Origin of the sequence: Pseudomonas sp. C6002, from assembly GCF_013385805.1 — a bacterium.
Taxonomy (GTDB): domain Bacteria; phylum Pseudomonadota; class Gammaproteobacteria; order Pseudomonadales; family Pseudomonadaceae; genus Aquipseudomonas.
On the sequence record NZ_JACAPH010000017.1, the window covers coordinates 172,341 to 194,272 of the forward strand.

The 21,932-nt window shown below is 60.1% G+C and carries 22 protein-coding genes; 14 read left to right on the plus strand and 8 right to left on the minus strand.

The genetic code is table 11. The features are described from left to right. Positions 1–113: 113 nt before the first annotated feature. Entirely contained in the window at positions 114–1,154 is a 1,041-nt protein-coding gene (locus HX817_RS11095) for an NADP(H)-dependent aldo-keto reductase (RefSeq protein WP_008437253.1), read from the minus strand. A 248-nt stretch (positions 1,155–1,402) separates the two neighbouring features. On the opposite strand from HX817_RS11095, the gene rplM reads away from it, so the two are divergent. The 8 genes from rplM (at position 1,403) to HX817_RS11135 (ending at position 7,211) form a co-directional block, all read left to right on the plus strand. Then, positions 1,403–1,831: a 50S ribosomal protein L13 gene (gene rplM / locus HX817_RS11100; RefSeq protein ID WP_003216032.1), complete on the plus strand. Its 429-nt coding sequence runs from the start codon at positions 1,403–1,405 to the stop codon at positions 1,829–1,831. A 14-nt stretch (positions 1,832–1,845) separates the two neighbouring features. After that, the gene (gene rpsI, locus HX817_RS11105) at positions 1,846–2,238 is read left to right on the plus strand and encodes a 30S ribosomal protein S9 (protein ID WP_003216038.1); all 393 of its coding nucleotides are present in this window, start codon (positions 1,846–1,848) and stop codon (positions 2,236–2,238) included. Between the two features lie 266 nt (positions 2,239–2,504). Beyond that, on the plus strand, positions 2,505–3,101 hold the full coding sequence (gene petA, locus HX817_RS11110) for a ubiquinol-cytochrome c reductase iron-sulfur subunit (RefSeq protein ID WP_003216040.1): 597 nt from the start codon (positions 2,505–2,507) through the stop codon (positions 3,099–3,101). Then, a complete protein-coding gene (locus tag HX817_RS11115) occupies positions 3,101–4,312 on the plus strand; it encodes a cytochrome bc complex cytochrome b subunit (RefSeq protein WP_003216042.1) in 1,212 nt (403 codons plus the stop codon). The genes petA and HX817_RS11115 overlap by 1 nt, the downstream gene beginning before the upstream one ends. Next, positions 4,312–5,091: a cytochrome c1 gene (locus tag HX817_RS11120; protein ID WP_003216044.1), complete on the plus strand. Its 780-nt coding sequence runs from the start codon at positions 4,312–4,314 to the stop codon at positions 5,089–5,091. The genes HX817_RS11115 and HX817_RS11120 overlap by 1 nt, the downstream gene beginning before the upstream one ends. A 145-nt stretch (positions 5,092–5,236) precedes the next feature. Continuing rightward, positions 5,237–5,854, plus strand: a complete 618-nt coding sequence (locus HX817_RS11125) for a glutathione S-transferase N-terminal domain-containing protein (protein WP_003216049.1) — start codon at positions 5,237–5,239, stop codon at positions 5,852–5,854. Between the two features lie 17 nt (positions 5,855–5,871). Then, a complete protein-coding gene (locus tag HX817_RS11130; protein WP_003216051.1) occupies positions 5,872–6,291 on the plus strand; it encodes a ClpXP protease specificity-enhancing factor in 420 nt (139 codons plus the stop codon). A gap of 170 nt (positions 6,292–6,461) precedes the next feature. Beyond that, positions 6,462–7,211, plus strand: a complete 750-nt coding sequence (locus HX817_RS11135) for a FadR/GntR family transcriptional regulator (protein ID WP_008437251.1) — start codon at positions 6,462–6,464, stop codon at positions 7,209–7,211. A 201-nt stretch (positions 7,212–7,412) separates the two neighbouring features. Here HX817_RS11135 and HX817_RS11140 read toward each other — a convergent pair whose 3' ends face one another. Beyond that, positions 7,413–8,567 (minus strand): phospholipase, encoded by a 1,155-nt coding sequence (locus HX817_RS11140; RefSeq protein ID WP_177040249.1) that lies wholly within the window; start codon positions 8,565–8,567, stop codon positions 7,413–7,415. Between the two features lie 224 nt (positions 8,568–8,791). Here HX817_RS11140 and kdgD point away from each other — a divergent pair, with 224 nt between their 5' ends. From kdgD to HX817_RS11165, 5 genes are all read left to right on the plus strand, one after another. Then, complete coding sequence (gene kdgD / locus HX817_RS11145) at positions 8,792–9,703, plus strand: 5-dehydro-4-deoxyglucarate dehydratase (RefSeq protein ID WP_003216058.1); 912 nt, start codon at positions 8,792–8,794, stop codon at positions 9,701–9,703. A gap of 54 nt (positions 9,704–9,757) precedes the next feature. Next, entirely contained in the window at positions 9,758–11,203 is a 1,446-nt protein-coding gene (locus HX817_RS11150) for an aldehyde dehydrogenase family protein (RefSeq protein ID WP_177040250.1), read from the plus strand. A gap of 87 nt (positions 11,204–11,290) precedes the next feature. Beyond that, positions 11,291–12,655, plus strand: coding sequence for an MFS transporter (locus tag HX817_RS11155; protein ID WP_008437249.1), 1,365 nt, complete (start codon positions 11,291–11,293; stop codon positions 12,653–12,655). Between the two features lie 13 nt (positions 12,656–12,668). Continuing rightward, positions 12,669–14,222 (plus strand): galactarate dehydratase, encoded by a 1,554-nt coding sequence (gene garD / locus HX817_RS11160; RefSeq protein WP_177020453.1) that lies wholly within the window; start codon positions 12,669–12,671, stop codon positions 14,220–14,222. Between the two features lie 175 nt (positions 14,223–14,397). Then, positions 14,398–15,339 (plus strand): AEC family transporter, encoded by a 942-nt coding sequence (locus tag HX817_RS11165; RefSeq protein ID WP_177040251.1) that lies wholly within the window; start codon positions 14,398–14,400, stop codon positions 15,337–15,339. Here the strand turns inward: HX817_RS11165 and HX817_RS11170 are convergent. The 6 genes from HX817_RS11170 to gatC form a co-directional block, all read right to left on the minus strand. Next, entirely contained in the window at positions 15,336–15,716 is a 381-nt protein-coding gene (locus HX817_RS11170) for a carboxymuconolactone decarboxylase family protein (protein WP_177040252.1), read from the minus strand. The two genes, HX817_RS11165 and HX817_RS11170, sit on opposite strands and share 4 nt — an antisense overlap. Next, entirely contained in the window at positions 15,713–16,759 is a 1,047-nt protein-coding gene (locus HX817_RS11175) for a calcium/sodium antiporter (protein WP_256348719.1), read from the minus strand. Before HX817_RS11175 ends, HX817_RS11170 begins: the two co-directional genes overlap by 4 nt. A gap of 59 nt (positions 16,760–16,818) precedes the next feature. After that, positions 16,819–17,190 carry a septal ring lytic transglycosylase RlpA family protein gene (locus HX817_RS11180; RefSeq protein ID WP_003216071.1) on the minus strand — a complete coding sequence of 124 codons (372 nt, stop codon included), beginning with the start codon at positions 17,188–17,190 and terminating at the stop codon, positions 16,819–16,821. 193 nt (positions 17,191–17,383) lie between these two features. Then, the gene (gene gatB / locus HX817_RS11185) at positions 17,384–18,829 is read right to left on the minus strand and encodes an Asp-tRNA(Asn)/Glu-tRNA(Gln) amidotransferase subunit GatB (RefSeq protein WP_003216073.1); all 1,446 of its coding nucleotides are present in this window, start codon (positions 18,827–18,829) and stop codon (positions 17,384–17,386) included. A gap of 10 nt (positions 18,830–18,839) precedes the next feature. Then, entirely contained in the window at positions 18,840–20,291 is a 1,452-nt protein-coding gene (gatA, locus tag HX817_RS11190) for an Asp-tRNA(Asn)/Glu-tRNA(Gln) amidotransferase subunit GatA (protein ID WP_177040253.1), read from the minus strand. Positions 20,292–20,307: 16 nt separating this feature from the next. Then, the gene (gatC, locus tag HX817_RS11195; protein ID WP_003216077.1) at positions 20,308–20,595 is read right to left on the minus strand and encodes an Asp-tRNA(Asn)/Glu-tRNA(Gln) amidotransferase subunit GatC; all 288 of its coding nucleotides are present in this window, start codon (positions 20,593–20,595) and stop codon (positions 20,308–20,310) included. A gap of 210 nt (positions 20,596–20,805) precedes the next feature. On the opposite strand from gatC, the gene mreB reads away from it, so the two are divergent. Further along, on the plus strand, positions 20,806–21,843 hold the full coding sequence (gene mreB / locus HX817_RS11200; RefSeq protein WP_002555108.1) for a rod shape-determining protein MreB: 1,038 nt from the start codon (positions 20,806–20,808) through the stop codon (positions 21,841–21,843). Positions 21,844–21,932 lie beyond the last annotated feature (89 nt).

A 21,932-nucleotide genomic window follows, 5' to 3' on the forward strand; every position in this document is an offset into this window, starting at 1 on the left:
TTTTTGAGGGCCTCTTCGCGAGCAAGCCCGCTCCCACATTCGACTGCATTCCAAAGGTGGAACTCGGTCGAATGTGGGAGCGGGCTTGCTCGCGAAGGCGGTCTAGAGATCAATCAAGGCGCAGGATTCGGATGATCCTTCTGAATCGCCTCAATCCCTGCCAGCACCTCATCCGACAGTTTCAAATCAGCGCTGGCGATGTTGCTGTCCAGCTGCTCCAGGGTCGTGGCGCCAATGATGTTGCTGGTCACGAACGGTTGTTGGGTCACAAACGCCAATGCCATCTGCGCCGGGTCCAGGCCGTGCTCACGGGCCAGTGCCACATAACGGCTGCATGCAGCTTCCGACTGCGGGTTGAAGTAGCGGCTGAAGCGGCTATAGAGGCTCAGGCGGCCCTTGGCCGGGCGTGCGCCACCTTCGTACTTGCCGCTGAGCATGCCGAACGCCAGCGGTGAATACGCCAGCAAACCGCACTGTTCACGGATGGCGATTTCCGCCAGGCCCACTTCAAAGCTGCGGTTGAGCAGGTTGTAGGGGTTCTGGATCGACACCGCGCGGGTCCAGCCACGGGCTTCGGCCAGGGCCAGGAACTTCATGGTGCCCCACGGGGTTTCGTTGGACAGGCCGATGTGGCGGATCTTGCCGGCCTTGACCTGCTCATCCAGGGCTTCGAGGGTTTCTTCCAGCGGCGTCAGGTCTTCTTCGGCCTTGTGCTTGTAGCCCAGTTGGCCGAAAAAGTTGGTGCTGCGTTCCGGCCAGTGCAGCTGGTAGAGGTCGATCCAGTCGGTTTGCAGGCGCTTGAGGCTCGCGTCCAGGGCTTCGGCGATGTGCTTGCGGTTGTGCTTGAGGCTGCCATCGCGGATGTAGTCGATGGTGTTGCCGGGGCCGGCGATCTTGCTGGCGAGGATCCAGTCGGCACGGTCGCCGCGGCTTTTGAAGTAATTACCGATGTAGCGCTCGGTGGTGGCGTAGGTGTCGGCCTTGGGCGGCACCGGGTACATTTCCGCGGTGTCGAGGAAGTTGATCCCCGCGGCCTTGGCCCGTTCGATCTGTGCGAAGGCCTCTGCCTCGCTGTTCTGCTCGCCCCAGGTCATGGTGCCCAAGGCTATCGCGCTCACGTTCAGATCGGTTCGGCCCAGCTGTCGATAGTCCATCGGGTACTCCTTCGGGGAAAACAATCATAAAAGCAGGTTGAAATTTTTTTGGCAATCTGCATAATTGCCCACCTCTTTCTGCAGTGGAAGTGATGCGCCGCCTGCCGAAGAATCTTGCCGTTGAACGGACGCGCCGACCCGAGCCCCCGATAGCGTCTGTATCCGGCTGCCTTTGACTTGTCAAAGTACGCACTATTCAGTAAGATCCGCCGTCTAATTTACAGGGCGGCCCCTGAGGCTATTAAAGAATGACAACTTTTACTGCAAAACCAGAAACAGTTCAGCGCGACTGGTTTGTCGTCGACGCCGCTGGTCAGACCCTGGGTCGTCTGGCCACTGAAGTCGCCAGCCGTCTGCGTGGCAAGCACAAGCCTGAGTACACCCCTCACGTTGATACCGGTGACTACATTGTCATCATCAACGCCGAGCAGGTACGTGTTACCGGCAACAAAGCGCAAGACAAAATGTACTACCGTCACTCCGGTTTCCCAGGCGGTATCAAGTCTTCGAACTTCGAAGGCCTGATCTCCAAAAAGCCTGAAGCCCCGATTGAAATCGCGGTCAAAGGTATGCTGCCGAAGGGCCCACTGGGTCGCGACATGTATCGCAAGCTGAAAGTCTATGCGGGCGCTGCTCACCCTCATGCTGCTCAGCAGCCCCAAGAACTGAAGTTTTAACGGAATAGTTCATTATGTCGGCGACTCAAAATTACGGCACTGGCCGTCGCAAAACCGCTACCGCTCGCGTTTTCCTGCGTCCGGGTACTGGTAACATCTCGATCAACAACCGCACTCTGGAAAATTTCTTCGGTCGCGAAACTGCCCGCATGGTAGTTCGTCAGCCGCTGGAATTGACCGAGACCGTTGAAAAGTTCGACATCTACGTCACCGTTATCGGTGGCGGTGTAAGTGGTCAAGCTGGCGCAATCCGCCACGGTATCACTCGCGCTCTGATGCAGTACGACGAAACCCTGCGTGGCGCTCTGCGCAAAGCTGGCTTCGTGACTCGCGATGCTCGTGAAGTTGAACGTAAGAAAGTTGGTCTGCGTAAAGCGCGTAAGCGTCCGCAGTACTCGAAGCGTTAATTCGCTTTTACGTTCCAGAAAACGCCCAGCCTCCTCACGGAGCTGGGCGTTTTTTATTGCCTGCTATTTATGTAAAAAAATCTGTGTGACAACTTGCCACATCCGTAGAGCCCCTATACTCAAAGGCTTGGAGCCAGTGCCGGGGGTAATTACCTTGTCAGACGTGGGGCTTTTCATTACCATTCGGCAAAATTTTTATAAGTTCAGATTTAACACTTAGTAGACGCCTGATTTAACAGGCCACAAAGCTGATGGGAGAGGACTGAATGAGCAATGACGGCGTGAATGCAGGCCGGCGTCGCTTCTTGGTAGCAGCCACATCCGTGGTGGGTGCTGCAGGAGCGGTGGGGGCTGCGGTCCCGTTCGTGGGGTCATGGTTTCCCAGTGCCAAGGCGAAAGCCGCAGGTGCACCGGTGAAGGTGAATGTCAGCAAGATCGATCCAGGCCAGCAAATGATTGCTGAATGGCGCGGTCAGCCAGTGTTCATCGTTCGTCGTACCGAGGAAATCCTGGGAAATCTGAAGAAGATCGAGGGCCAGCTGTCCGACCCCGACTCGAAGAATTCCGACCAACCCGCTTACGTCGATAAGGAAATTCGCTCGATCAAGCCGGAAATTCTGCTGCTGATCGGTATCTGCACCCACTTGGGTTGCTCTCCCACCTTCCGCCCGGAAGTGGCGCCCGCGGACCTGGGCAAGGACTGGGTCGGGGGCTATTTCTGCCCGTGCCACGGTTCTCACTACGACCTCGCTGGCCGCGTCTACAAGTCACAACCTGCACCACTGAACCTGCCAGTTCCGCCACATCACTACGAGACTGACAGTGTCATTGTCATTGGCGTCGACGAGGGGGAGAAAGCCTGATGAGCAAGTTCATGGATTGGGTGGATGCGCGCTTCCCCGCGACCAAGATGTGGGAAGACCACCTCAGCAAGTATTACGCACCGAAGAATTTCAACTTCTTCTATTTCTTTGGCTCCCTGGCACTTCTGGTACTGGTCAATCAGATCGTTACCGGTGTCTGGCTGACGATGAGCTACACCCCGTCGGCCGAAGAAGCCTTCGCCTCTGTCGAATACATCATGCGCGACGTCGAGTACGGCTCGATCCTGCGTCTGCTGCACTCCACCGGCGCCTCGGCGTTCTTCATCGTCGTCTACATGCACATGTTCCGTGGCCTGCTCTACGGCTCGTACCAGAAGCCTCGCGAGCTGGTGTGGGTGTTCGGCATGCTGATCTACCTGGCGCTGATGGCCGAGGCCTTCATGGGCTACCTGCTGCCGTGGGGCCAGATGTCCTATTGGGGCGCCCAGGTGATCATCTCGCTGTTCGGTGCGATCCCGGTCATCGGCAACGACCTGACCCAGTGGATTCGCGGTGACTACCTGATCTCCGGGATCACCCTGAACCGCTTCTTCGCCTTGCACGTGGTGGCCTTGCCGATCGTGATCCTGGGCCTGGTAGTGCTGCACATCCTGGCGTTGCACGAAGTGGGTTCGAACAACCCCGACGGCGTGGATATCAAGAAGCACAAGGACGAAAACGGCGTACCGCTGGACGGCATTCCGTTCCACCCGTACTACACCGTGAAAGATATCGTCGGTGTGGTGGTGTTCCTGTTCATCTTCTGCTCGATCGTGTTCTTTTTCCCGGAGATGGGCGGTTATTTCCTCGAGAAACCGAACTTCGAACAGGCGAACGCCTTCAAGACCCCGGAACACATTGCCCCGGTCTGGTACTTCACTCCGTTCTACGCGATCTTGCGGGCGATTCCCGACAAACTCATGGGCGTTATCGCCATGGGCGCAGCGATTGCGGTGCTGTTCGTGCTGCCGTGGCTCGACCGTAGCCCGGTCAAGTCCATGCGCTACAAGGGCTGGCTGAGCAAGATCTGGCTGTGGGTGTTCTGCATTGCGTTCGTGATCCTGGGTGTACTGGGCGTATTGGCGCCGACCCCGGAGCGTACGTTGCTGTCGCAGGTCTGCACCTTCCTGTACTTCGCCTACTTCATTCTGATGCCGTTCTACACCCGGCTCGAGAAGACCAAACCGGTACCGGAAAGGGTGACTGGCTGATGAAAAAATTATTCGTTGCATTCATTCTTGCGGCCCTGCCGCTGCTGTCTTTCGCCGCTGAACACGGCCCAGAGCTGGAAAAAGTCGACATCGACGTGTCGGACAAAGCCGCAATGCAGGACGGGCTGCGTACGTTCACCAACTACTGCATGGGCTGCCACAGCGCCAAGTTCCAGCGTTACGAGCGAGTGGCCGACGACCTGGGCATTCCCCATGACGTGATGCTGAGCCACTCGGTGTTCACCGGGGCGAAGATCGGCGACCACATGACCATCGGCATGCAACCGGCCGACGCCAAGACCTGGTTCGGGGCTGCACCGCCCGACTTGACCCTGGTGGCCCGTGTGCGTGGCACCGATTGGCTCTATGGCTACCTGAAATCCTTCTATGAAGACCCGACGCGTCCCTACGGAGTGAACAACAAAGTGTTCCCGAACGTCGGTATGCCTAACGTTCTGGTCGGCCTGCAAGGTCGCCAAGTGGTAGGATGCAAGCAAGTACAAATCGTCGAAGACGGCAAGAAGCAGTATGATCCGCTCACCGGTACGCCTTTGACTCATGAAGCGTGCGATCAGCTGACCATAGTGCCGAAGACCGGCACGCTGAACGAAGAGCAGTTCGACGAGAAGGTCAAGAATCTGGTGACCTTCCTGGCCTACTCGGCCAACCCAGTGAAGCTGCAGCATCAGCGCATTGGTACCTATGTGTTGCTGTACCTGGCCTTCTTCTTCGTGTTCGCCTATCTGCTGAAACGCGAATACTGGAAGGATGTGCATTGATCCAACCGTAAGTAATTGCTGTTAATCTTGCGCGCCCAGCGGCATCTCTGAAGGTAAGTCTGGTTTATCCAGGCGTCACGGAGATGCTCACTGGGCGCGCTCGTTTTTGAGCTTCCGATAATTTCAACAAGCGAGGAGGACCGCCATGGGCGTGACCAATCGGTTGGCCTGTTACTCCGACCCCGCCGACCACTATTCCCACCGAGTACGCATCGTGCTCGCAGAGAAGGGTGTCAGCGCAGAGATCATCAGTGTGGAGGTGGGACGTCACCCGCCGAAACTGATCGAAGTGAACCCTTACGGCAGCTTGCCCACCCTGGTCGATCGTGACCTGGCGTTGTGGGAGTCAACCGTGGTGATGGAATACCTGGATGAGCGTTATCCCCATCCACCGTTGCTGCCGGTGTACCCGGTGGCGCGTGCCAACAGCCGCCTGCTGATCCATCGGATCCAGCGTGACTGGTGTGGCCTGGTGGACCTGATTCTGGATTCACGCAGCAAGGAAGCGGCCCGGGTTCAGGCGCGCAAGGAATTGCGCGAGAGCCTGACCGGTGTTTCGCCGTTGTTTGCCGACAAACCTTTTTTCCTCAGCGAGGAACAAAGTCTGGTGGATTGCTGCCTATTACCCATACTCTGGCGCTTGCCGATTTTGGGCATAGAACTGCCGCGGCCTGCCAAGCCGCTGCTTGACTACATGGAGCGCCAGTTTGCGCGTGAGGCTTTCCAGGCGAGTCTGTCTGGTGTCGAACGCGATATGCGCTAAGGCTTAAGGAGCCGTTGATGAACTCCAGTCGACCTTACCTGGTCCGCGCGCTCTATGAGTGGATAGTGGACAACGATTGCACCCCGCACATGCTGGTCAATTCCGAGTTTCCCGCGGTTCAGGTACCGCAAGGTTTTGCCAGTGACGGACAAATCGTCCTGAACGTTTCACCCAGTGCCGTGCGACACCTGCACATGGACAATGAAGCGGTCAGCTTTGAAGGGCGTTTCGGCGGTGTGCCGCATACGCTGTTCGTGCCCATCGGTGCCATCCTAGGGATCTACGCCCGGGAAAATGGCCAGGGCATGGTGTTTGATCTGGAGTCTTCCCTTGAGGATGACGAAGCGATCGAGCTCGAAGGCGAAGATGATGTGCCGCCGCCGGATTCCGAGCCACCGCGTCCAAGCGGTCGGCCGAGTCTGAAAGTGGTGAAGTAACAAGGCGCGGGCCCTCGGGCCAGCGTTGAAAATGCCTCGGTGATGCCGGGGCATTTTTTTGCCTGGCGAAAACCCCGGCGGTTATAGATGAAAGTCATGACAGGACGGTGATCGTACAACCGCCATGGGCTATCATGCGTGCTTCAGATCGCCGAGATAGATGATTCATCATGGAAAACTCCAGCGCCGCCCCTCGTCTTCCCCGCAAGCGCCGCAGCCTTGCCCAGGAATTGGTCACGGTGTTGTCCGAGCAGATCCGCGACGGCCAACTCAAACGTGGCGACAAACTGCCCACCGAGTCGGCGATCATGGACGCCCATGGGGTCAGCCGCACCGTGGTGCGTGAAGCCATCTCGCGATTGCAGGCCGCCGGGCAGGTAGAAACCCGCCATGGCATCGGCACTTTTGTACTGGATACGCCAAGCCCCAGCGGTTTCCGGATTGATCCGGCCACTGTTGTCACCCTGCGTGATGTGCTGGCCATCCTTGAACTGCGGATCAGCCTGGAAGTGGAGTCTGCCGGGCTTGCTGCCCAGCGCCGTAGCGACGAGCAATTGGCCGGCATGCGTGCTGCCCTCGATGCGCTGAACGAAAGTGCGGCCCACGCCGGTGATGCGGTGGCGTCGGACTTCCAGTTCCACCTGCAGATTGCCCTGTCCACCGGCAACCGCTACTTCACCGACATCATGACCCACCTGGGCACCAGCATCATTCCGCGCACGCGGCTGAACTCGGCACGCCTGGCCCATGATGACCAGCAGCACTACATGAGCCGCCTGAGCCGCGAACACGAAGAGATCTATGAGGCGATCGCGCGCCAGGATTCGGATGCGGCGCGGGCGGCCATGCGGTTGCACCTGACCAACAGCCGTGAGCGGCTGCGCCATGCCCATGAAGAGGCGGAAGCGCAGCGCGGTTGATTCCAGGCTGGACGTAAGCGTGTGGCTTGAAAGCTCATTGTGGCGAGGGAGCTTGCTCCCGTTGGGCCGCGCAGCGGCCCCAAATCCATTGCCCCGAGTTCTGTCTGAAAGAACCCCGTGTTCTTGCTGGAGCTGCTTCGCAGCCCAACGGGAGCAAGCTCCCTCGCCACAGGTTAATGCGCGAGGCTTAACTCACGTCTTTCAGGCCGGCTGATTCGGCTTGTAGTCCTTGAGCAGCAGATACGTGCTCCAACCCCACCAGTCATTGGTCCACTGCTTGTCGTTCAGGTTGTTGACGTCCTTGCGTCGCAGCACCTTGTCGCCTTCAGCCTTGAACAGCGGTGAGAAGTTGTTCACCGGGTTCTGCGCGGCGTTCAGGTCCGGCACATACAGCGGTGCCTTGAAGTTGGCCGGGGAGGGCGCCATGCCGCTGATAAACGTTTCGAAGATCTCATCGGCCGAGGCCTGCACGGCGCGTTTGACCATGGCGCGGTTGGCCGCATCGTTGCTGTCGAAATAGCGTTTATCACCGTAGGCATGCCACTGCTCGCCCAGGGCGTTGCGCACATTGAGCCCGAACTTGCTGTCTTCATCGTGCATGAAGCGGCTGATCAGCGATCCCAGTTCGCCCGGTGTCACCACTGCCGCCAGTTGCTTGCGCGGTACCCGCAGGTGCCCGGCGGAAAATAGATCGGTCAAAAAGTGATCAGCAAAGCTGTTCATGGCATAGGCCAGTTCCAGCGCCTGGTCGGTGCCGGTCTGATGCGCCACGACGGCTTGTTGCAAGGCTGCCGTATGCCCCGCCAGATAGGCCGCCAAAGCCCATTCGCCAAAGTGGTCGGCATTGTCTGCCGCCAGTTTCAGGTAGCGCCCCAGTGGAATCAGCGCCGAGACGGCACTGCCGCCGCCGGTGATGCGGTTCCATTCCTCGGACAAGGTGTCACCCAGCGCGTCATAGGCTTCATGGGGTTGCTTGCCATCCTTGATCGCCTGGTTGACCGCATTGATCTCCTTTTGCATCACCGCGAGGATCTTGCCCGCTTCTTCCCGTGATGCTGGCAATACCGCCAGCGAGTTGAACGCATCGGTAAAGCGCTGCACACGATCAGCGGGCGATGTACCTTCGTTGATGGGGCGCCCGGGGATGCCATAGAAATCACCGCCCAGGGCGATGATCTGGCCGTAGCTCAGCGCCAGGCCATTGGGCAGGTGCAATTCGACCTGCCGGGCGGGAATCGGCGGGGCGTCCTTGACGAAACGCAACAGGGTGTCGTCGCCGATGGCGGTGTGTTCGCCGCCTTCAAAACGCAGGGTTGGCGGGGTTTTCACAGGTGTGGCGAGTTCAAGATCTGACATGTTAGCTCCTTGCTATGTCGTAGGAATCTTCCGTAATAACTGTACGTATATACAGTTATCCCGAGCATAGAGGAAAAACTTCCTACGTCAAGAAAGCAGCAATCGAGAAGGGCGGCGATGAATTGCAGTTGACGAATATTTTTATAGTTGTACGATGACGTACGACATCAAGATAACCATCCGTAATCTCACAACAGAAAGTCTTCGCCCAGGGTGTTCGAATAATGAATCCACAAGAACTGAAGTCCATCCTCTCTCACGGTCTGCTGTCTTTCCCGGTGACCGATTTCAATGCCCAGGGTGATTTCCACCAGGCGGGATACATCAAGCGTCTGGAATGGCTGGCCCCTTACGGCGCTACCGCCTTGTTCGCCGCTGGCGGCACCGGTGAGTTTTTCTCCCTGGCGGCCAGCGAATATTCGCAAGTGGTGAAAACCGCCGTTGATACCTGCGCCACCAGCGTGCCGATTCTTGCCGGTGTCGGCGGTGCCACCCGCCAGGCCATCGAGTACGCTCAGGAAGCCGAGCGTCTGGGCGCCAAAGGCTTGCTGCTGCTGCCGCACTACCTGACCGAAGCCAGCCAGGATGGGGTTGCCGCCCACGTTGAAGCGGTGTGCAAGTCGGTCAAGATCGGTGTAGTGGTCTACAACCGTAACGTCTGCCGCCTGACCGCGCCGCTGCTGGAACGCCTGGCCGAGCGCTGCCCGAACCTGATCGGTTACAAGGACGGCCTGGGTGACATTGAATTGATGGTGTCGATCCGTCGTCGCCTCGGTGACCGTTTCAGCTACCTGGGCGGCTTGCCGACTGCAGAGGTTTACGCCGCTGCCTACAAGGCCCTGGGCGTGCCGGTGTACTCCTCGGCGGTGTTCAACTTCATTCCAAAAACCGCGATGGATTTCTATCACGCCATTGCCCGGGAAGATCACGCCACCGTCGGCAAGATCATCGACGACTTCTTCCTGCCGTACCTCGACATCCGTAACCGCAAGGCCGGTTACGCGGTGAGCATCGTCAAGGCCGGGGCGAAAATCGTCGGCTACGACGCAGGCCCCGTGCGTACCCCGCTGACCGATTTGCTGCCGGAAGAATACGAAGCCCTGGCCGCGTTGATCGACAAGCAAGGCGCGCAATAACCCATCACCAAGGCCGCTGAGTAATCAGCGGCTTTTTGCGTCAGGAGAGAATTCGTGTCCCAAGCCAAGCGTTTTGAAAACTACATCGGTGGCCAGTGGGTTGCCGGCGCCGACTACTCGGCCAACATCAATCCGTCGGAGTTGTCTGATGTCATTGGCGAATACGCCAAGGCTGACCTCGCCCAGGTCCACGCGGCCATCGACGCTGCGCGCGCTGCTTTTCCGGCGTGGTCCACTTCCGGGATCCAGGCGCGTCATGATTCGCTGGATAAAGTCGGCACCGAAATCCTCGCCCGTCGTGAAGAACTCGGCACCCTGCTGGCCCGGGAAGAGGGCAAGACCCTGCCGGAAGCCATCGGCGAAGTGACCCGCGCCGGTAACATCTTCAAATTCTTCGCCGGTGAATGCCTGCGCCTGTCCGGCGACTACCTGCCGTCGGTGCGTCCCGGCGTCAACGTTGAAGTGACCCGTGAGGCGTTGGGCGTGGTTGGCCTGATCACGCCGTGGAACTTCCCGATTGCCATCCCGGCCTGGAAGATCGCCCCGGCCCTGGCCTACGGCAACTGCGTGGTGCTCAAACCGGCTGAACTGGTACCGGGCTGCGCCTGGGCCCTGGCCGAAATCATCTCCCGCGCCGGCTTCCCTGCCGGTGTGTTCAACCTGGTGATGGGCAGCGGCCGTGTGGTCGGCGATGCCATGGTCAACAGCCCGAAAGTCGACGGCATCAGCTTCACCGGCTCGGTGGGCGTGGGTCGTCAGATCGCCGTCAGCTGCGTGTCGCGCCAGGCCAAGGTGCAGTTGGAAATGGGCGGCAAGAACCCGCAGATCATTCTCGACGACGCCGACCTCAAGCAAGCCGTCGAGCTGTCGGTGCAGAGCGCGTTCTACTCCACCGGCCAGCGTTGCACCGCGTCCAGCCGCTTTATCGTCACCGCCGGGATTCACGACCAGTTCGTCGCGGCCATGGCCGAGCGGATGAAGTCGATCAAGGTCGGCCACGCCCTGAAAACCGGCACCGACATCGGGCCGGTGGTTTCCCAGGCCCAGCTGGACCAGGACTTGAAGTACATCGACATCGGCCAGAGCGAAGGCGCCCGGCTGGTCAGCGGCGGTGAGCTGGTGACCTGCGACACCGAAGGCTACTTCCTCGCGCCGACGCTGTTTGCCGACAGCGAAGCCGCGATGCGCATCAGCCGTGAAGAGATCTTCGGCCCGGTGGCCAACGTGGTGCGCGTGGCGGATTACGAGGCGGCGCTGGCGATGGCCAACGACACCGAGTTCGGCCTCTCGGCCGGTATCGCCACCACCTCGCTGAAATACGCCAACCACTTCAAGCGTCATTCCCAGGCCGGGATGGTGATGGTCAATCTGCCGACTGCCGGTGTGGATTACCACGTTCCATTCGGCGGCCGTAAGAGTTCATCCTACGGTTCGCGTGAGCAGGGTCGCTATGCGCAAGAGTTCTACACCGTGGTGAAAACCAGCTACATCGGTTCGTAACGGCTGCACCCTGTGGCGGGTCCGTGCCCGCCACAGGCTTACAATTTGATTACCCGCAAAAAAAATAATTAGTGGGAGTACATCTTCATGCAAGCGACCAAGCCGACCCATGTCCGCTATTTGATCCTGCTCATGCTGTTCCTGGTGACCACGATCAACTACGCCGACCGGGCCACCATCGCCATTGCCGGCTCCAGCCTGCAAAAAGACCTCGGCATCGACGCGGTCACCCTTGGCTATATCTTCTCCGCATTCGGTTGGGCCTACGTGGCCGGGCAAATTCCCGGCGGCTGGCTGCTGGACCGCTTCGGTTCGAAAAAAGTCTACGCCCTGAGTATCTTCACCTGGTCACTGTTCACCGTGCTGCAAGGCTATGTCGGTGAGTTCGGTGTTTCCACGGCCATCGTTGCGCTGTTCATGTTGCGCTTCCTGGTGGGCCTGGCTGAAGCGCCATCCTTCCCCGGAAATGCGCGCATCGTGGCGGCGTGGTTTCCTACGGCTGAGCGCGGCACCGCCTCGGCGATCTTCAACTCGGCGCAGTACTTCGCGACTGTGTTGTTCGCACCGCTGATGGGTTGGATCGTCTACACCTTCGGCTGGCAGCACGTGTTCGTGGTGATGGGCGGCATCGGTATCGTATTCTCGCTGATCTGGCTGAAAGTTATCCACAGCCCGCGCCAGCACCCGATGATCAACGAGGCCGAGTTCCAGCACATCGCTGCCAACGGGGCCATGGTCGACATGGACCAGGACAAGGGCAGAGGCAAGAAAACCGACGGCCCGAAGTGGGATTACATCCGTCAGTTGCTGACCAACCGCATGATGCTCGGCGTGTACCTGGGCCAGTACTGCATCAATGGCATCACCTATTTCTTCCTGACGTGGTTCCCGGTGTACCTGGTTCAAGAACGCGGCATGACGATTCTCAAGGCTGGCTTCATCGCGTCCTTGCCGGCGATCTGCGGCTTTATCGGCGGCGTGTTGGGCGGGGTGATTTCCGACTACCTGCTGCGCAAGGGCCATTCGCTGACCTTCGCCCGCAAGGCGCCGATCATTGGTGGCTTGCTGATTTCCAGTAGCATCGTCGCGTGCAACTACGTCGACATCGAATGGATGGTGGTGGGCTTCATGGCCCTGGCCTTCTTCGGTAAAGGCGTTGGCGCACTGGGCTGGGCGGTGGTGTCCGACACCTCGCCGAAACAAATCGCTGGCTTGAGTGGCGGTTTGTTCAACATGTTCGGCAACCTGGCGTCCATCAGCACCCCGATCGTGATCGGCTACATCATCAGCACCACAGGCTCCTTCAAGTGGGCGCTGGTGTTTGTCGGTGCCAACGCATTGCTGGCGGTGTTCAGCTACCTGGTAATCGTTGGCCCGATCAAGCGTGTAGTGCTCAAGGAGCCGCCAGCCAAAGGCCCCGAGATGACTAAACTTTCCCAAGCGCATTCCTGAAGGGGCCCGCGTCATGCAGTTGATTGAACATGCCGATTCGCCACGCTCCATCCGTTTGCACGCACTGGATAACGTGGTGATTGTGGTCAACGACCAGGGCGTACCGGCGGGGACCGAGTTTCCCGACGGCCTGGTGACGGTGGATTTCATTCCCCAAAGCCACAAAGTGACTCTGGAAGACATCCCCGAAGGCGGCCGCATCATTCGCTACGGCCAGACCATCGGTTATGCCCTGCGCCCGATTCCCCGCGGCAGTTGGGTGCAGGAAGATCAACTGCGCATGCCCACGGCGCCGCCGCTGGACAGCTTGCCGCTGTCCACTGAAGTGCCCGAGACCCAGGCGCCGCTGGAGGGTTTTACCTTCGAGGGTTATCGCAATGCCGACGGCACCGTGGGCACGCGCAATATCCTCGGAATTACCACCACGGTGCAGTGCGTCACGGGCGTGCTGGACCATGCGGTGAAGCGCATCAAGGACGAGTTGCTGCCCAAGTACCCGAACGTCGATGACGTGGTGGCGCTGACCCACAGCTACGGCTGCGGCGTGGCGATCACGGCCACCGACGCCTACATCCCGATCCGCACCGTGCGTAACCTGGCGCGCAATCCGAACCTGGGCGGTGAAGCCCTGGTGATCAGCCTGGGTTGCGAGAAGTTGCAGGCCGGGCAGGTGATGCATGAAAACGACAGCTCGGTAGACCTGAGCGAGCCATGGCTGTATCGGTTGCAGGACTCCAGCCACGGCTTTACCGAAATGATCGAACAGATCATGGAACTGGCCGAAACCCGCCTGAAGAAACTCGACCTGCGCCGGCGGGAAACCGTACCGGCGTCGGAGTTGATCCTCGGTATGCAGTGTGGCGGCAGTGATGCGTTCTCGGGGATTACCGCGAACCCGGCGCTGGGTTATGCCTCGGATTTGCTGCTGCGGGCGGGCGCGACGGTGATGTTTTCCGAAGTGACCGAAGTGCGCGACGCGATCTACCTGCTGACTTCCCGTGCCGAGAACCAGGACGTGGCCCGGGAACTGGTGCGGGAAATGGACTGGTACGACCGCTACCTGGCCAAGGGCGAGGCAGATCGCAGCGCCAACACTACGCCGGGGAACAAGAAGGGTGGGTTGTCGAATATTGTCGAGAAGTCGTTGGGTTCCATCGTCAAGTCGGGCAGCAGTGCGATCAATGGCGTGCTTGGCCCGGGCGAGCGGTTCAATCGCAAGGGCCTGATCTTTTGCGCCACGCCGGCGAGTGATTTTGTGTGCGGCACGTTGCAGTTGGCGGCGGGGATGAATTTGCATGTGTTCACCACCGGGCGTGGCACGCCCTATGGGCTGGCGATGGCGCCGGTGGTGAAGGTTTCGACGCGCACCGAGCTGGCGCAGCGTTGGCCTGACCTGATTGATATCGATGCCGGGCGGATCGCCACTGGGCGGGCAACGATCGAGGAGTTGGGTTGGGAGTTGTTCCACTTCTATCTGGATGTGGCCAGCGGCAAAAAACAGACGTGGGCGGAGCAGCACAAGCTGCATAACGACATTACGTTGTTCAATCCCGCGCCGATTACTTAAGACCGAGTCGCCTGCTTCGCGAGCAAGCCCGCTCCCACATTTGACTGCATTCCAAAGGTAGAACTCGGTCAAATGTGGGAGCGGGCTTGCTCGCGAAAGCGGTAGTCCAGACGAAGCTGGCCATGCTGGCTTATCATTAGCCACCTACCGACGCCCACCCAAGGTTCTCTCCGGCATGCTGGCAATCTTCCTACAAACCCTGAACATCACCGCGCCGGTGTTTGCCATGCTGTTCCTGGGCGTCCTGCTCAAGCGCATCAACTGGATCAACGACAACTTTATCCACATCGCTTCGGCCCTGGTGTTCAACGTCACTATGCCGGCGTTGCTGTTCCTCGGGATTCTCCATGCCGACCTGCATTCAGCCCTCAAGCCCGGCCTGCTGATCTACTTCGCCGTCGCCACGCTGGTGAGCTTCGCCCTGGCCTGGGGCTGGGCGATCTTTCGGTGCCCGCGTGTAGACCGTGGCATTTACGCCCAAGGCGCTTTCCGTGGTAACAACGGGGTGATCGGCCTGGCGCTGGCGGCCAGCATGTACGGCGACTACGGGATTTCCCTTGGCGCGGTGCTCGCGGCGCTGGTGATCCTGTTCTACAACACCCTGTCGACCATTGTGCTGGCGGTGTACAGCCCGGTGATCAAGTCCGACCCGTGGAGCATTTTCAAAAGCGTGCTGGCCAACCCGTTGATCATCAGCGTGATCGCGGCGGCGCCCTTCGCGTACTTCCAGATTGGCTTGCCTGGCTGGCTGGAGTCCTCCGGGCAGTACCTGGCGGACATGACGTTGCCATTGGCGTTGATCTGTATCGGTGGCACGTTGTCGTTGGCGGCACTGCGCAAAAGCGGCGACATGGCCCTGAGCGCCAGCCTGATGAAGATGGTCTGGCTGCCGGTGATCGCGACCCTGGGGGCGTGGCTGCTGGGGTTTCGCGGGCCGGAGTTGGGGATTCTGTTCCTGTACTTCGGCGCGCCCACGGCGGCGGCCAGTTTTGTCATGGCGCGGGCGGCGGAGGGCAATCATGAGCTGGCGGCCGCGATTATCGTGATCACCACCTTGATGGCGGCAGTGACCACGAATATCGGGATTTTCGTGTTGCAGGCGGGCGGCTGGATCTAGGCGTCTTGCTGGTAGCTGTCGATCACTTCCTGAGCGGCGCGGAAGGCGTCAATCGCCGCCGGTACACCGGCATACACCGCACAATGCAGCAGCGCCTCGCGAATCTCTTCCACGGTGCAACCGTTGTTCAGCGCGCCGCGCACGTGGCCCTTGAGTTCCTGCGGGCACTTGAGGGCGGTCAACGCGGCGAGGGTGATCAGGCTGCGGGTTTTCAGCGGCAACCCTTCGCGATTCCACACGCTGCCCCAGGCATGCTCGTTGACGAAATCCTGCAGCGGCTGGCTGAACTCCGTGGCATTGCCCAGCGCCCGATCGACAAACACATCACCCATCACCTGGCGGCGCATTTCAACGCCGGGCTTTTTCTGTTCGGTCATTGCGATTCCCTCTTGTGTTGGCGGCGCCAGGCTTGCAGCGAGGTGAACAACAGGAAAGCCACCAGCGCTGGCAGGACGTAATACAGCATCAGTTGTTCAAGCTTGTTGGCCAGCGGCATGCCGAAGGTGAACGACACCACGTGCAGCCCGTACACCAGGTACAGGCCCAGGAACACCAGGCCTTCGGCCCGGGTGACGCGGTAGCCCGAATAAAACACCGGCAGGCACAGGGCGACCACGCCGAGCATTACCGGCAGGTCGAAATCCAGGGCATTGGGCGACACCGACAACGGCGAGGGCGCCACCAGGGCGGTAAAGCCCAGCACCCCAAGCAGGTTGAACAGGTTGCTGCCGATCACGTTGCCCACGGCAATTTCCCGCTGGCCGCGCAGGGCGGCGATCAGTGAGGTGGCCAGGCAGGGCAGGGAAGTGCCGACGCCAATCAGCGTCAGGCCGATGATGCGTTCCGACAGGCCCAGGTCAGAGGCCACGTCCACCGCCGCGCCCAGCAGCAGGTGCCCGGCCAGTACGAGGATCAACAGTCCACCGAGCATCAGCAGCACGCTGCTCAGCCACGGCGCCTGCACCACAGTGTCCCGGGTGCGCGGGCGGCGGGAGTGGCGGGTCTGGTAGAGCAGCACGCCGAGGTAGGCCACCAGGGCCACCAGCAGTAACAGGCCATCGATCGGCGTGAGTTCTTCATTGGCGGCTAGCACAAACACCAGCAGGCTGGCGATGATCATCATCGGGATATCCAGGCGTACCAGTTCCCGGGAGACCCGCAGCGGAATGATCAGGGCTGCCAGGCCAAGGGTCACGAGGGTGTTGAAGATGCTGCTGCCGATCACACTGCCCACGGCGATGTCGGTGTTGTCCGCCAGGGTCGCTTGCAAGCTGATCGCCATCTGCGGCGCGCTGCTGCCGAAGGCGACGATGCTCAGGCCGATGATCAGCGGGCGCACCTTGAGGCTGGCCGCCAGGCGCACGGCGGCGCGCACTAATACTTCTGCGCCGAAGATCAACAGCAGCAGGCCGCTGATCAGTTCGATCAGGCTAAAGGGCGAGAGGGCGGTTAATGCGGAAATGGCCTGGGCTCCGTCGGTCAGTTGCTGAGGGCTTGCACGCGAACGCGCGCGGTGCCGCTGCCGATCATACCGATCTGTTCGGCGGCCTTGCGTGAAAGGTCGATCAGGCGCCCACGGGTATGCGGGCCGCGATCATTGATGCGGACAACGACGCTTTTGTTGTTGTCGAGATTGGTGACCTTCACCTGCGTGCCGAAGGGCAGGCGACGATGGGCGGCGGTCAGGGCATTCTGGTTGAACGGTTCACCGCTGGCAGTGCGGTTGCCGTGGTGTTTGGCGCCGTAGTAGGAAGCGGAGCCGGTTTCGTCATAGCCGTTGGGGTCGATGAGGCCGCTGGCGCAGCCGGCGAGCAGAGAGAACAGGGCCAACAGGCCGAGTAGACGCTTCATTTTCAAGGTTTCCCCCTTACAGATGTGGGAGCGGGCTTGGGTGGGAGCGGGCTTGCTCGCGAATACAGTGTGTCAGGCAACGAATAGGCTGACTGATCCACCGCTTTCGCGAGCAAGCCCGCTCCCACACAAGCCCGCTCCCACAAGGGGGCAGAGTTGGACGTGAGGTCCTGCTCCGACCATTTCACCGCGTTTAGCCTTCGAGTTTGCTTTTCAGCAGTTCGTTGACCTGTTGCGGGTTGGCCTTGCCTTTGGAGGCTTTCATCGCCTGGCCGACAAAGAAGCCGAACATCTTGCCCCGCTTGGCTTCATCCGCCGCACGGTATTGTTCAACCTGCTCGGCATTGGCTGCCAGCATCTCGTCGAGCACCGCCGAAATCGCGCCGCTGTCGGTGACTTGCTTCAGGCCGCGCTTTTCGATGATCTCGTCAGCGTTGCCTTCGCCGGCGGCCATGGCTTCAAACACGGTCTTGGCGATTTTGCCGGAGATGGTGTTGTCCTTGATCCGCAGCAACATGCCGCCCAACTGTTCTGCCGACACCGGTGCTTCGTCGATTTCCAGGCCCTGTTTGTTCAACAGGCTGCCCAGCTCAACCATCACCCAGTTGGCCGCCAGTTTGGCGTCGCCTGCAATGCTCACGACTTTTTCGAAGTAGTTGGCTTGCTCGCGGCTCGACGCCAGCACGCTTGCGTCATACACCGAAAGACCGAACTGCGCCTGGAAACGCTCGCGTTTCTGCGGCGGCAGTTCCGGCAGGGTGGCGCGCACGTCAGCCAGGAACGAGTCCTCGATGACCACCGGCAACAGGTCCGGATCGGGGAAGTAACGGTAGTCGTTGGCTTCCTCCTTGCTGCGCATGGCGCGGGTTTCGTCTTTGTTCGGGTCGTACAGGCGGGTCTGCTGGATCACCTTGCCGCCGTCTTCGATCAGCTCGATCTGGCGACGTACTTCGGTGTTGATCGCCTTCTCGATGAAACGGAACGAGTTGACGTTCTTGATCTCGCAGCGGGTGCCGTATTCGGCCTGGCCCTTTGGCCGCACCGACACGTTGCAGTCGCAACGCAGGGAGCCTTCGGCCATGTTGCCGTCGCATATCCCGAGGTAACGCACCAGCGCGTGGATCGTCTTGACGTAGGCCACGGCTTCCTTGGCGCTGCGCATGTCCGGCTCGGAAACGATCTCCAGCAGCGGGGTGCCGGCGCGGTTCAGGTCGATGCCGGTGGCGCCGTTGAATTCTTCATGCAGGCTCTTGCCGGCATCTTCTTCTAGGTGCGCACGGGTCACGCCGACACGTTTGATGGTGCCGTCTTCCAGCGGGATGTCCAGGTAGCCCTTGCCGACGATCGGCAATTCCATCTGGCTGATCTGGTAGCCCTTGGGCAGGTCCGGGTAGAAGTAGTTCTTGCGGGCGAACACGTTGTGCTGGCCGATCTCGGCATCGATGGCGAGGCCGAACATCACCGCCATGCGCACCGCTTCCTGGTTCAGCACCGGCAGCACGCCGGGCATGCCCAGGTCTACCAGGCTGGCCTGGGTGTTGGGTTCTGCGCCGAACGTGGTGGCGCTACCGGAGAAAATCTTCGATTGGGTGGCGAGCTGGGTATGAATCTCCAGCCCGATCACGACTTCCCATTGCATAGTGTTCTCCTCAGAAGCCGGTAGGGGTGCGAGTGTGCCAGTCAGTGTTCAACTGGTACTGGTGCGCCACATTGAGCAGGCGGCCTTCCTGGAAATACGGGGCGAGCAGTTGCACGCCCACCGGCAAGCCATCGACGAAACCTGCAGGCATGGACAAGCCCGGCAGACCGGCGAGGTTGGCGGTGATGGTGTACAGGTCTTCCAGGTACTCGGCGATCGGGTCGCCGGTCTTGGCGCCGATCTTCCAGGCCGGGTTCGGCGTGGTTGGGCCGAGGATCACGTCGACTTCATTAAAGGCAGCCATGAAGTCGTTCTTGATCAGGCGACGGATCTTTTGCGCCTTGAGGTAGTACGCGTCGTAGTAGCCGGCCGACAGGGCGTAGGCACCGACCATGATCCGGCGTTGTACTTCCGCGCCGAAACCTTCGCCACGGGAGCGCTTGTACAGGTCGGTGAGGTCTTTCGGGTTTTCGCAGCGGTAGCCGAAGCGCACGCCGTCGAACCGCGACAGGTTGGAGGACGCTTCTGCCGGGGCGATCACGTAGTAGGCCGGAATCGCGTGCTGGCTGTTCGGCAGGCTGATTTCCTTGATCACGGCGCCGAGCTTTTCCAGCTCCTTGACGCTGTTGTGCACCAGTTCGGCGATGCGCGGGTCGAGGCCGGCGCTGAAATACTCTTTCGGCACGCCGATGCGCAGGCCTTTGATCGAGGTATTCAGGCTGGTGCTGTAGTCCGGCACGGGTTCATCAATGCTGGTGGAGTCCTGCGGATCGAAGCCTGCCATGCCTTGTAACAAAATTGCGCAGTCTTCAGCGGTGCGTGCCAGGGGGCCGCCCTGGTCGAGACTGGAGGCGTAGGCAATCATGCCCCAGCGGGAAACGCGACCGTAGGTCGGTTTCAGACCGGTGAGGTTGGTGAAAGCGGCCGGTTGGCGGATCGAGCCGCCAGTGTCGGTGGCCGTGGCGGCAGGTAACAGACGAGCGGCAACCGCGGCCGCCGAACCACCGGACGAACCGCCGGGCACGTGCTCGAGGTTCCACGGGTTTTTCACCGCGCCGTAGTGGCTCGACTCGTTGGCCGAGCCCATGGCGAATTCGTCCATGTTGGTCTTGCCCAGGGTCACGGCCCCGGCAGCGGCCAGCTTGGCGACCACAGTGGCGTCGTAGGGCGCCTTGAAATTGTCGAGCATCTTCGAGCCGCAACTGGTGCGAATGCCCTGGGTGCAGAACAGGTCCTTGTGGGCAATCGGCGCACCCAACAGGGCGCCGTTCTCACCGTTGGCGCGACGTGTGTCGGCGGCCTTGGCCTGGCTCAGGGCCAGCTCTTCGGTGATGCTGATGAAGCTGTTGACCTTAGGGTCCAGCTCGGCGATACGCGCCAGCAGGGTCGTGGTCAGCTCTTCGGAAGAAAACTTTTTGTCGGCGAGACCGCGGGCGATCTCGGCCAGAGTCAATTGATGCATTGCAGGCTCTTTCCCTTTAGTCGATGACTTTCGGAACCAGGTACAGGCCGTTTTCGACCGCTGGCGCGATGGACTGGTAAGCCTCGCGATTATTGCGCTCGGTCACGACGTCGGCGCGCAGGCGCTGGCTGGCTTCCAGCGGGTGAGCCAGGGGCTCGATGCCGTCGGTATTCACGGCTTGCATTTGGTCGACCAGCCCGAGAATGCTGTTCAGGGCTGCGGTGGTCTGTGGAAGATCGGCTTCATTGAGGCCCAGGCAGGCCAAATGAGCGATTTTTTCCACGTCGGAGCGTTCAAGCGCCATGGGATTCTCCAGTGGAAAACAGAACGGAAGCTATCCGTGTGTTAGATTGTAGGAACACTACCGCATTTCTACGGTCATATGGCCGCGATTGTGGGGGTTGGTGCACAGAAAGTCGGCCAATTTAGCACATTGGCGCCTTGCCCAAAATCCCTGTCGTTGTTAGAGTTTGCCGCACTTTTTTACCCACGCGTTGCCTAGGGTCCCTTTCCCATGTTCAAGAAACTGCGTGGCATGTTTTCCAGCGATCTTTCCATCGACCTGGGCACTGCCAACACCCTTATTTACGTGCGCGAGCGCGGTATCGTCCTGAATGAGCCATCGGTTGTGGCCATTCGGACCCATGGTAATCAGAAAAGTGTCGTTGCCGTTGGCACCGAGGCCAAGCGCATGTTGGGCCGAACACCGGGCAACATTGCTGCCATTCGTCCGATGAAGGATGGCGTGATTGCTGACTTCAGTGTCTGCGAAAAGATGCTGCAGTACTTCATCAACAAGGTTCACGAAAACAGTTTCCTGCAGCCCAGCCCTCGTGTGCTGATCTGCGTTCCGTGCAAGTCCACCCAGGTGGAACGTCGTGCCATCCGTGAGTCGGCCCTTGGCGCCGGTGCCCGTGAAGTGTTCCTGATTGAAGAGCCAATGGCCGCTGCGATCGGTGCCGGCCTGCCGGTTGAAGAAGCGCGCGGTTCGATGGTGGTGGATATCGGTGGTGGTACCACTGAGATCGCCCTGATCTCCCTCAATGGTGTGGTGTATGCCGAATCCGTACGGGTTGGCGGCGACCGCTTCGACGAAGCGATCATCACCTACGTGCGTCGCAACTACGGCAGTCTGATCGGCGAATCCACCGCCGAGCGCATCAAGCAGGAAATCGGTACCGCTTACCCGGGCGGCGAAGTTCGCGAAGTCGATGTTCGCGGTCGCAACCTGGCCGAAGGCGTTCCACGTGCCTTCACCCTGAACTCCAATGAAGTGCTGGAAGCTCTGCAAGAGTCCCTGGCCACCATCGTTCAGGCGGTGAAGAGCGCCCTGGAGCAATCGCCTCCGGAACTGGCTTCCGATATCGCCGAGCGTGGCCTGGTACTGACCGGTGGTGGCGCCTTGCTGCGCGATCTCGACAAGTTGCTGGCCCAGGAAACCGGTTTGCCAGTGATCGTCGCTGAAGACCCGTTGACCTGCGTCGCCCGTGGCGGTGGCCGTGCACTGGAAATGATGGATAAACACACCATGGACCTGCTCTCCAGCGAATAAGAATTTGCTGGTTTGCCCATGTTTCGCTCACAGGCAGCACTTTGCAGTGCTGCCTGTTGGCGTTTATCTTCTTCAATCTGCATCCAGGC